This is a genomic window from Corallococcus sp. 4LFB (assembly GCF_046520365.1).
GTDB classification, from domain to species: Bacteria; Myxococcota; Myxococcia; order Myxococcales; family Myxococcaceae; genus Corallococcus; species Corallococcus caeni.
Window position 1 is genome coordinate 1 of sequence record NZ_JBKGHJ010000339.1, and the last position, 9,745, is coordinate 9,745.

Consider the following 9,745-nt stretch of genomic DNA (forward strand, 5'->3'; position numbering starts at 1 on the left):
GGCGCGCGCGGGCCGGAGCCTGGGGCCCGGGCGGCTGCGGGAGGCCCTGGAGGCGGCGGGCTTCCGGCGACGGCGCTCAAGCGGATCCTCTTCGTGTCGTCCATGGGCGGGGACGTCACCACGCCGGCCAACGGCAGCCGGGTGGCGGCGGCGCTGGGGCTGTCCGGCACGTGCGACGCCATGGACGTGGGCAACGCGTGCATGGGGTTCCTGAGCGCGTTCGACCTGGCGGCGCGCTCGGTGGCGACGGGGCTGGGGCCGGTGGGCGTGGTGTCCGTGGAGCTGCTGTCGCGCACCACGCGGCCGGAGGACCCGCGCCCCTACCTGGTGCTGGGCGACGCGGCGGCGGCGGTGGTGCTGGGCGAGGCGCGGCCCGGTGAAGGGGTGCTGGGGGCGGCGTTCGGCAACGACGGCACGCTGCCGCCGGACGTCGTCCTGGAGAACCCGCACCAGACGGGCCAGCGCGAAGGCATGCGCTTCCTCACGCCGTCGCGCGACATGACCCGCGTGGCGCTGGGGGCGCTGACGCGCGCGGCGTCGGCGGTGCTGCAGGGCGCGGGGCTGACGGTGGCGGACGTGGAGTGGGTGCTCACGCACCAGCCGAACGGGAGCATGTTCGCGGCCATCCTCCAGGCGCTGGAGGTGCCCGCGGAGAAGAGCGTCACGGTGGTGGACACGGTGGGCAGCGTGGGCTCCGCGTCGCTGGGCACGGGGTTGGACCGGCTGTGGCGCACGCGGCCGGTGAAGCCGGGGGACCGGGTGTTGATGGTGGGCGTGGGCGCGGGCGTGGCGCACGGCGCGGTGCTGTACCGGGTGGGCGGGTGACGGCGGTGGCGGCGAGGGCCGCGTGGCTGACGACGTTCCGCCTGCTCCAGCGCTACCACCGCTACGAGGTGGTGAACCTGGAGCCGCTCTTGCGCCCCGGCGCGAAGCTGCTGGTGGGCTACCACGGGCGGCCCCTGGCGGTGGACCTGTGCATGCTGACGGTGACGCTGCACGACCGGCTGGGCTACCTGCCCCACGGCATCGCGCACGGCGCGTTCGACCGCATCCCCGGCCTGCGCCAGGTGGTGGACGGGCTGGGCTTCGTCACGGGGGACGGGCCGCTGCTGGCGCAGGCCGTGGCGAAGGGCGAGCACGTGCTGGTGCAGCCGGGGGGCACGCGCGAGGGCTGCCGCGACTTCCGGCACCGCTACCGCGTGGACTGGGGAGAGCGGCTGGGCTACCTGCGGCTGGCCGTGCGCCACGGGCTGCCCATCGTCCCCATCGCGGGCCACGGCATGGACGACGCGTACGTGGGCCTGAACGACGGCTACGCCTGGGGCAAGCGCGTGGGGATGCCCGGCCGGCTGCCGCTGTGGCTGGGCGTGGGCGCCACGGGCCTGTGGCCGCTGTCCCTGCCCTTCCCGGTGAAGATGACCCAGTGGGTAGGAAATCCGCTGACGACCCACCTGGCCCCGGGGTTCGACGCGGAGGACCGGGACGCGCTGCGGACGGTGCACCGCGAGGTGACGGGCGCGGTGCAGGGGCTGCTGGACGCGGCGCGGCCGGCTTGAGCCTCACCACCAGAGCGGGCGGCGCTGCGGCTTGTTGCGAACGCAGTACCACTCCGAAATCTGGTGGGCGGCCTTCGGTGCCAGCCCGTGCTCCCGGCGCAGCACGTCCAGGAACCCGTGCAGGGAGAGGACCCGCCCGCGAAGCTCCTCGATGCCGCGGTGAAGGGCGCGTCGATCATGCAGGATCGCCGTCGCTTCGGGGTGGTGGCAGGCGTAGGCAATCACGGAGTGCTCCCCCATTCCTTCCGTCACCGGCGGGAGCTGGAGCTGGACCAGCGTCCGGGCCTCCAGGCTCTGCGGCACCAGGACGGTGGGAACGCCCGCGATGGCCTTCAGCATCGCCTCCGCCTCCTGGACCAGCCGCTCCGGGGCACCCGCAAGGGAAGCGCCCACGGTCAACTCATCCCAGACCGTGTCCGTGATGACGACGGGGAGGGTTCCGAGCTCCCGCAGCGTGACGGCATGCCCCGCGCGCTGGACGTTCGCCAGCACATCCGTGTCGACGACGTACCGCCTCATGTCGCGAGCAGGTCCTCGACAGGGCGGCCAAGCAGCTCGCGAGCCCGGCTCGATGAAATCAGCTCGTGTGCATGCGCATCCAGGGCACGACGCTCGATGCCGGTGAAGCGCGTGTCGTCCTCGAAGCCTTCCAGGACGGTTTCGTCCGGGGCCATCAACAGGGCCTCCACCGTCTCGCGCTCTCGGATGTACCGAAGGTTGTAGAGGTGCCAGGCCATGGCGGAGAAGCTGAGGCCGAAGTGGGTGCGGGCCTGGATGACCAGCTCCCGGGCATGCTTCAACCCGTATCCTTCCGGCTTCGCGACCCCCAGGTGCTGCGTCACGGCCTCTTCTGGCGCCAGCAGCATGGCGGCGAACGCATTGGCCCGCTTCTCGGCGGGAGGGTTCTCCATCCAGAAGCGCGACGAGTCCAAACGCCCCTCGTCCGTCCGCACATCGCTCTCCGACAGGTCGAGCAACTGGTGCGCCAGCTCGTGAGCCAGCACGAAGCGGCGCACGGGCTCACGCGTCAGCTCCGCGTGGATGACGATGAGGCGGGCGTCCCCAGAGCGGCAGCTGACGCCATGCACCGCGGGACTCCCGAAGGCATGACGGAGGATGAGGACGTCGAAGTGACTTTCAATCAGCCGGCCCAGGTTGCGCAGCGGGCCCTGTCGCTCGGGGAGCAGGGCCCGGACCCTCCGGGCGCACGCATATCCCGCCTGATGGGCGTTCTTCTTGGGGGACGGCTCGGGAAGGAATTGCTCCGATAGCCGGGGGACCTGCCGCAGCGCTCCAAGCAGGCTGAAGGCCCGCGCCTGCCGCAGCCCCTCCACGAGGAAGGCCCGGTCCTCATCGGAGAGCGAAGCGCTCATCGCGCTTCCCTTGAGGAGCGCCTCGGGCTCCACGGGGGCCTGCTCCACGGGCGCGGACGTATGAAAGAAGGCCGTAGGCGAAAGCCCCAGCGCCAGGGCCACCCGGGTCAGCGCACTGAGTCCCAGCGCCTGCTCGCCCTGCTCGAAGGTCCGGAGGAGGGGCGCGGAAACCCGCGCACGCGCGGCCAGGGCTTCAAGCTCCAGCCCGGCTTCCTTCCTCCGCTTGGAGAGCCGGCGGCCCAGCTCCCGTAGGGCATCCGAGGCATCGTCCGGGGGCGGCCCTTGCGTCATGGCTTCAGCATCAAGCAGGACCTGACAGGTGGCAAGGCCACCCGCCGGACGCGGCGCGGCCGGCTACCAGCGGACGCGGTAGGTGGCGGCGCGGCCCTGGCGGGCCTCCACCACGGTGGTGAGCCCCTTCACGCCGGTGGCCAGCGTCGCGTGGTGGCAGATGGAGCCGATGAACTCCGGGTACGTCCCGCCCTCGCTCACCTTGATGCGGTAGTCCGTGTCCGCCAGCCGCTCCACGTCCACGTGCAGGAAGTTGCTGCCGGAGGCCAGGTTGCGAGACGTGCGCTCCAGCGCTCGCGCAGGGCCCAGCAGCTTCAGCACCGTCTGCAGCGCCCGGCCCATGTTCGTCTCGAAGTAGCCCGAGATGAAGCGCTCGCCCAGCAGCCACTGCGCCTCGTTCATGGTCACGTTCGGGAACAGCTCCGTCGCGACGGTCTGCAACACGCGCTGCCAGACGGCGTTGGGGTACGCGGGCTCCAGCTTCCGGTCCAGGTCCAGCCCGGCGTCCTTCAGCTTCGCGCGCAACGGGCCTTCCAGCCGGCCCTTCAAGGCCAACAGCAGGCCCTCGACCGTATGGCCGAAGACGATCTCGGAGGGGTTCGACACAGGGGGCTCCTCCCGCCGCGGCTCGGGGGATGACGCGGCTGGGTGCCCCCTGGTTAGACCGGATACCGACTTGTGAACAACCCCTACATCCCCGGGGTGATGACGATTTCACGGTGAGGACAGTCGCACCTCCCCGTCGTCAGAGGCGTCCAGGCAGGCCTCGCGGCAATGATTGCTCAGCTGTCCATGGACGGCGGTATTTCACGTTTCGGGGGACCTCATGAGCTGGAGCATCCAGATTCCCGCGGTGAACACGCTGAAGCTCGCGCTGGGCAACGCCGCCCACGAGCAGGCGCTGGGCCACGCGGAGTTGAACGGCCACCCGGCCATCCCCATCCAGGGCGGCAAGGTGTCGCTGATGGGCGCGCTCAAGGTCCCCGTGGAGCTCTTCAACGACCGGGATGACCAGGACGCGTACGGCATCATCGGCGTGCCCCCCAAGGAGCTGGACGGCTCCACGGCGGAGCCGCTCTTCTCGCCGGACGGGGCCGCGTGCTGGCTGAAGTACGCCGCGGAGCTGAGCGCGGAGGCCAACGGCCAGGGCAACTTCCCCTTCGTCGAGCTGAGCGGCGGCGGTTCGCTCCAGGTGAAGGTCGCGGACTACCGGCACCACGCCGCGACGAAGACGCTGGAGGACGCGCTGGGTTCGGACGCGAAGTCCCTGCGCCTGCCGTTCGTGCTGGGGGATGTGCAGGCGCTCCAGCCCGGGGACGCGCTGTCCTTCCAGACGCGCGTGGAGCTGAAGGCCGGGGTGAAGGTGTCCTGGTCCGCCATCAGCACGTCCCTGGTGGCGGCGCTCGCCAGGCGGCTGGCCGGGCAGCTGGTGTTCGAGCTGAAGGCGGAGGCGGGCGCGTCCATCGGCGGCACGGTGTCGCTCCAGGACGAGTTCCGCATCGTCTTCTCGCGGCCGAAGGACGGCGGGCCGTTCCGCGTGTCGGTCCGCAAGGCCACCTCGGACGCCGCGGCGGCCCACGTGTCGGCGGGCGTGTCGCTGGACTACGCGTCGCCGCTGCTCGCCTCCATCCTGGGCGCCGCGGACGCCAGGGTGCAGGACGCCTTGCGAATCGTCGAGGGCCTGGAGCAGGGCGCGCTCACGCCCGCGCTGCTCCAGGTGGCCGCCGCGCTGCTGAAGCAGCTGGGCTTCCTCAAGGCGGTGGAGCCCACGCTCGCGTCGGTGAAGGCCGCGTACGAGGAGCTGAAGGACTTCGTCGAGAGCGTGGTGAGCGGGGCGCTCAAGGCGGGCTTCGAATACGAGTACGCGCGGAGCACCGAGGACGCGACCCTCCTGGAGCTGGAGGTGCCCGTCCAGGAGCTGGCGGGCGCGCACGGCGCGTTCATCTCCGGCGACCTGGCCTCCATCCAGCACCGGGTGAAGGACGCGTGGCTGCGGCGCTACTTCCACATGAGGTCCGTGGAGTCCCAGCGCGTCTGGGGCCTGGGCCTGGGCTGGCGCGACGTCAACTTCGCCTCGCAGGAGGACCGGCGCAAGCTCAGGTCCGTGGTCCAGCACGCCTCCCGCGACCACCGCCAGGGCCCGCGCCGCTACGCCTTCCTGGGGGCGCGCAGCTACACGAGCTCGGGGCTGCTCTACGGGAAGACCTCGCGCTGGGGCCTGGACTTCAACGCCCAGATGCCGCGCTTCAGCCTCACGCCCAGCGCGGACGAGTTCGACTACTCCCTCTTCGCGCAGAGCGAGGTGGAGGACGGGCTGTCGAAGGAGCTCATCCAGCGCGCGGTGGACGCCGCCACCGTCTGGGGCGCGGTCCTCCCCGCGGACGCACCGGCCCTGGTGGAGCGCCTCTTCCGCGCGGCGCCCGCCGGCACGAAGACCACCACGCGGCTGGAGCTGCGGGTGGACAGCGCCAGCTTCCGCAGGCTGCTGGCGAAGCTGGGCAGCGAGCCCGTCTTCGAACGCAACGCCTTCGCGCGAGGCCTGGCGCGAGCCCTGCCCCGGGCCAGCCAGCCCGTGCGCACCAGCCTCCAGCGCCGGGAGGAGCTCTACGCGCCGCTCTGGGACGCGTACCTCAAGGACGGGGCGAAGGACTGGACGCTGGACAAGGCGAGGGCCACCGTGGCGTACCACCTGAAGACCCAGGCGGGCGCGGACGGCTTCGTCGCGTCGCACTGGGAGCAGAGCGGCGCCACGGGCACGTTCTCCGACGTGCTCGTGCAGGCGTCGCGCTACGGGGGCGACATCGGGAGCCGGCCGTACGGCAAGGTGTACGCGTTCTGGAAGGACCTGCTCGACAAGCTCAGCGCGCTGAGCAAGGCCATCCAGCTGGAGACCGTCATCGCGGAGAACGACGCGACCTCCGCGGTGCAGCAGGTGTTCATGGCCCTGGACGACCTGGTGTGCGACGACTTCCGCGTCGCCGCGTTCGTGGCGTGGCTGGATCAGCTCTGCGTGCGGTGGAAGCTGGGCTCGGGCGTGCAGCGCACGCTCCAGGTGCGCGTGGGAGACCAGGAGTTCGTCGTCTCCCACGGCTGAAGGGCCGGGGCCCTGCCGCGGCTACCAGCGCATCCGGTACGTCGCGGAGGGCCGTCGTGGGCCTCCACCACGGTGGTGAGGTGCTTCACCCCCGTGGTCAGCGTGCCGAAGTGACAGAGGGCCCCGATGAACTCCGGGTGGATGCCCCCCTCGTTCACCCGGAGCCGGTAGTCGGTGGCGGCCAGGCGCTCCACGTCCACGTGCAGGAAGTTGCTGCCATAGGCCAGGTTGCGCGACGTGCGCTCCAGCGTGCGCGCGGGCCCCAGCAACCGCAGCACGCCCTGCAGCGCGCGCCCCATGCGGGTGGAGAAGTAGGCCGTGATGAAGCGCTGCCCCAGGTGCCAGTGCGCCTGCGCGGGGGTGTGACTGGGGAAGAGCACCTGCGCGCCCAGGAGCAACATCTGGTGCCACTGGTCCTTGGGATAGGCGGGCTCCAGCTTGCGGTCCAGGTCCAGCCCCACGCCCTTCAACCTGGAGCGCAGCGGACCGTCCAGGTGCCCCTCCAGGGCCACCAGCAGGCCTTCGACGGTGTGGCCGAACACGACCTTTTCCAGAGGACGCACGATGGGAAGCCCCTTCTCCACGGCGTGGGGATGCGTCCTTCTTCGGTAAACGCTCCCGGACCCGGGAACAACCCACCCCTCCCTGGGTGCAGCGGGGTTTCCACCAGCGAACGGAGCAACTTCACGAAGCCCGTGGACCGGGGGGCATCCATGGCTTCATGCCGCGCATGCTGCTCAAGGCCTGTCTCAACGGAGCCCGCGCGGCCACGGAGCACCCCCGGCTGCCCGTCACCCCCGCAGCGCTCGCGCGCGACGCCGCCGCCTGTCACGCCGCGGGCGCGGGCGCGTTCCACGTGCACCCAAGAGCCGCGCACGGCGGCGAGTCCCTGGACGCGGCGGACCTCGGGGTGACGGTGTCCGCCATCCGCCGCGCCTGTCCGGGCGTGCCGGTGGGTGTGAGCACCGGCGCGTGGATCCTCCCGGACGTGACGGCCCGCCGCGCGCGGGTGGCCAGCTGGAAGGCGCTGTCCGCGAGCGCCCGGCCCGACTTCGCCTCCGTCAACCTGTCCGAGCCCGGCTGGGAGGCCATCGCGGACGCGCTGCTCGACGCGGGCATCGGCGTGGAGGCGGGCGTGTGGTTCCCGGAGGACGTCCCCCGGCTCCTGGCGTGGCCGCGCGCGTCCGCGTGCCTGCGCATCCTCGTGGAGACGCAGTCCTCCCAGCCGGAGGCCGCGTGCCAGGAGGCGCGGACGCTGGTGGACCTGCTGCGCGCCACGGGCCTCGCGCGTCCCCTGCTCGTGCACGGCTCCGAGGGCGGCGCGTGGGCCGTGCTCGACCTGGCCCTGCGCCACGGCTTCGACGCGCGCATCGGCCTGGAGGACACGCTCACGCTTCCGGACGGACGGCGCGCGGAGGACAACGCCGCGCTGGTGGCCACGGCCCTCCAGTCCGTGCGCGCGCGGTGAAACTTCACTGCCCGCACGGGCTGTTCATCTCCCGAGCCCCGCCGCACCGCGCTTCTTATGATGGGCGCACCATGCACGTGCCATCAGGAGCCGCCGGAGCCCCTTCCACAGCCTCGGAGGGTGTTCCAGCCCCGGCGTGGGCGCTCATCCTGGGCGCCTCCTCCGGCACGGGCGCGGCCATCGCGGAGGCCGTCGCGCGCAAGCCGGGCCTGAACGTCTTCGGCGTGCACCGGGGCCGCTACGTGGACACCGCGCGGGAGCTGGAGGCCCGCGTGCGCGGCCTGGGCCGGGACGTGCACCTGCGGCAGGCGGACGCCTCCACGCCCGAGGCCGCCGAGGCCGGCGCGGACGAGCTGCTCCAGCGCGCGGGCCCGCGCAGCGTGAAGCTGTTCGTGCACGCCATCGCCGGCGCGTCCGTGGGCCACTTCCTCTCCGACGGCCCGGACCGGCTGCACCCGCGCCGCATCCAGCGCACGTTCGACTGCATGGCGCACTCGTTCGTGTACTGGGCGCAGGCGCTGGTGCAGCGCGACCTGCTGGCCCCGGACGCGCGCCTGCTGGGCCTGCAGAACCCCCTGGATGAGACGCACCTGAACAACACCGGCCTCATCAGCGCCGCCAAGGCCGCGCTGGAGATGTACGTGCGCCACCTGGCCGTGGAGCTGGGCCCGAAGGGCCACCGCGTGAACCTGCTCAAGTTCGGCACGGTGATGACGCCCGCGCTGCGCCACGTCTATTCGCCCGAAGCGCTGGCCCTTTTGGAGGCGCGCCACGCGGCCATGACCCCCGCGGGGCGCATGGGCACGCTGGACGAGGTGGCCCGCTTCGTCACCGTGCTCGTGGGCGACGACGCCGCCTGGTTCAACGGCGCCACCATCGACTTCACGGGCGGCATGACGCTGCGCCTGCTGGACCTGGTGCTCAACCCGTGACGGCCGCCGGAACGCGGAACGTGAGGCAGTAGTAGAACGGTGACACCTGTTCCTCGATGACGCCTTCGGCGCCCTGCGGCAGCAGCGCGCGCGGGCTCTTCGCCTCGCGCGTGTAGAACGTGAGGGCGCGGAAGGCGGCGCGCTGGAACAGCGACGGGCGGAAGGTTGCGTCCAGCTGCTCGTCCACCACCACCAGCGGCGTGCCGGGCAGGGCCACGCGCGCCATCTCCCGCAGCGCCACCGCGGGCTGGCGGTAGCTCCCAATCCCTCCCACGTGGAAGACGCGGTCGAACGTCGCGTCGCGGAACGGGAGCACGTGCGCGTCCGCCACCAGGAGCCGCGTGTCCCTCACGCCCCGGCCCTTGCGCAGCCGCTTCTCGCACTGGGCCAGCATGCCGGTGCTCAGGTCCAGGCCCCACACCTCCACGGGCAGGCCCGGCGGCAGCGCGCCCCGGATGCGCGGCAGGTTCGCGCCCGCGCCCACGCCCACCTCCAGCACGCGCACGGGCTGGCCGTCGTCGCGCGGCTTGAGCGCGCCCAGCTCCAGCCGGCGCATGTACCCGTCGCGCATGCGCGACTCGGAGACGGACTGGAACAGCGGCGTCAGCGCGGCCGTCAGCGGATCATGCAGCGCGGGCAGGCCGTCGTAGAGGTGGCGCATGAGGCGGTCCGTGCCCTGCACGCGGTCCTCGCGGTACAGCCGGGCGAGCCCGTCCGCCACCTCCCACGTCTCGCCGCAGCCGCCGCACAGCAGCCGTCCCTCGTCCAGCCGGCCGTCCTCGCACTGCCCGTGCCACACCAGCTGGCCCCGGCAATCCGGGCACGACAGCAACGCCACGTCCCGCACCCACATCATCGCTTCGTCACCCTGCCGTCCCCTGTTCGGCCAGGGCCCGCGCCAGGTCGTCGCGCGCCTCCAGCCGGGTGAAGTCCTCCACCGCCCGCCGCAGCAGCCTCGCGCGCTCCGGGGCCTCCGGGGGCAGGTGCCGCGCCCACTCCAGCCGCGCGCGCGCCGCCTCGTAGGGCATGCC

The 9,745-nt window shown here is 72.3% G+C and carries 10 protein-coding genes; 5 read left to right on the forward strand and 5 right to left on the reverse strand.

The window, feature by feature from the left end; all coding sequences use genetic code 11:
* The coding region (locus tag ACLEQD_RS29260; RefSeq protein ID WP_410388520.1) for a 3-oxoacyl-ACP synthase III family protein at window positions 1–825 on the forward strand (825 nt) is incomplete at its 5' end.
* Window positions 822–1,556, forward strand: coding sequence for a lysophospholipid acyltransferase family protein (locus ACLEQD_RS29265; RefSeq protein ID WP_410388522.1), 735 nt, complete (start codon window positions 822–824; stop codon window positions 1,554–1,556). The genes ACLEQD_RS29260 and ACLEQD_RS29265, both read left to right, overlap by 4 nt.
* Before the next feature lie 3 nt (window positions 1,557–1,559).
* Here the strand turns inward: ACLEQD_RS29265 and ACLEQD_RS29270 are convergent, their stop codons facing one another.
* From ACLEQD_RS29270 to ACLEQD_RS29280, 3 genes are all read right to left on the reverse strand, one after another.
* Window positions 1,560–2,075, reverse strand: a complete 516-nt coding sequence (locus ACLEQD_RS29270) for a hypothetical protein (protein ID WP_410388523.1) — start codon at window positions 2,073–2,075, stop codon at window positions 1,560–1,562.
* Window positions 2,072–3,220: a helix-turn-helix domain-containing protein gene (locus tag ACLEQD_RS29275; protein ID WP_410388525.1), complete on the reverse strand. Its 1,149-nt coding sequence runs from the start codon at window positions 3,218–3,220 to the stop codon at window positions 2,072–2,074. Before ACLEQD_RS29275 ends, ACLEQD_RS29270 begins: the two co-directional genes overlap by 4 nt.
* Before the next feature lie 63 nt (window positions 3,221–3,283).
* On the reverse strand, window positions 3,284–3,826 hold the full coding sequence (locus ACLEQD_RS29280; protein WP_410388527.1) for a DUF2378 family protein: 543 nt from the start codon (window positions 3,824–3,826) through the stop codon (window positions 3,284–3,286).
* A 220-nt stretch (window positions 3,827–4,046) separates the two neighbouring features.
* Between ACLEQD_RS29280 and ACLEQD_RS29285 the strand changes: the two genes are divergently transcribed.
* Entirely contained in the window at window positions 4,047–6,314 is a 2,268-nt protein-coding gene (locus tag ACLEQD_RS29285; protein WP_410388528.1) for a hypothetical protein, read from the forward strand.
* On the opposite strand, the gene ACLEQD_RS29290 is transcribed toward ACLEQD_RS29285, so the two are convergent.
* Window positions 6,221–6,877, reverse strand: a complete 657-nt coding sequence (locus ACLEQD_RS29290; protein ID WP_410388530.1) for a DUF2378 family protein — start codon at window positions 6,875–6,877, stop codon at window positions 6,221–6,223. The genes ACLEQD_RS29285 and ACLEQD_RS29290 overlap by 94 nt on opposite strands.
* Before the next feature lie 158 nt (window positions 6,878–7,035).
* Between ACLEQD_RS29290 and ACLEQD_RS29295 the strand changes: the two genes are divergently transcribed.
* Window positions 7,036–7,782, forward strand: a complete 747-nt coding sequence (locus tag ACLEQD_RS29295) for a 3-keto-5-aminohexanoate cleavage protein (RefSeq protein ID WP_410388532.1) — start codon at window positions 7,036–7,038, stop codon at window positions 7,780–7,782.
* 71 nt (window positions 7,783–7,853) lie between these two features.
* The gene (locus ACLEQD_RS29300; protein WP_410388533.1) at window positions 7,854–8,714 is read left to right on the forward strand and encodes an SDR family NAD(P)-dependent oxidoreductase; all 861 of its coding nucleotides are present in this window, start codon (window positions 7,854–7,856) and stop codon (window positions 8,712–8,714) included.
* Here ACLEQD_RS29300 and ACLEQD_RS29305 read toward each other — a convergent pair.
* Entirely contained in the window at window positions 8,704–9,570 is an 867-nt protein-coding gene (locus ACLEQD_RS29305) for a methyltransferase domain-containing protein (protein ID WP_410388535.1), read from the reverse strand. The genes ACLEQD_RS29300 and ACLEQD_RS29305 overlap by 11 nt on opposite strands.
* Window positions 9,571–9,745 lie beyond the last annotated feature (175 nt).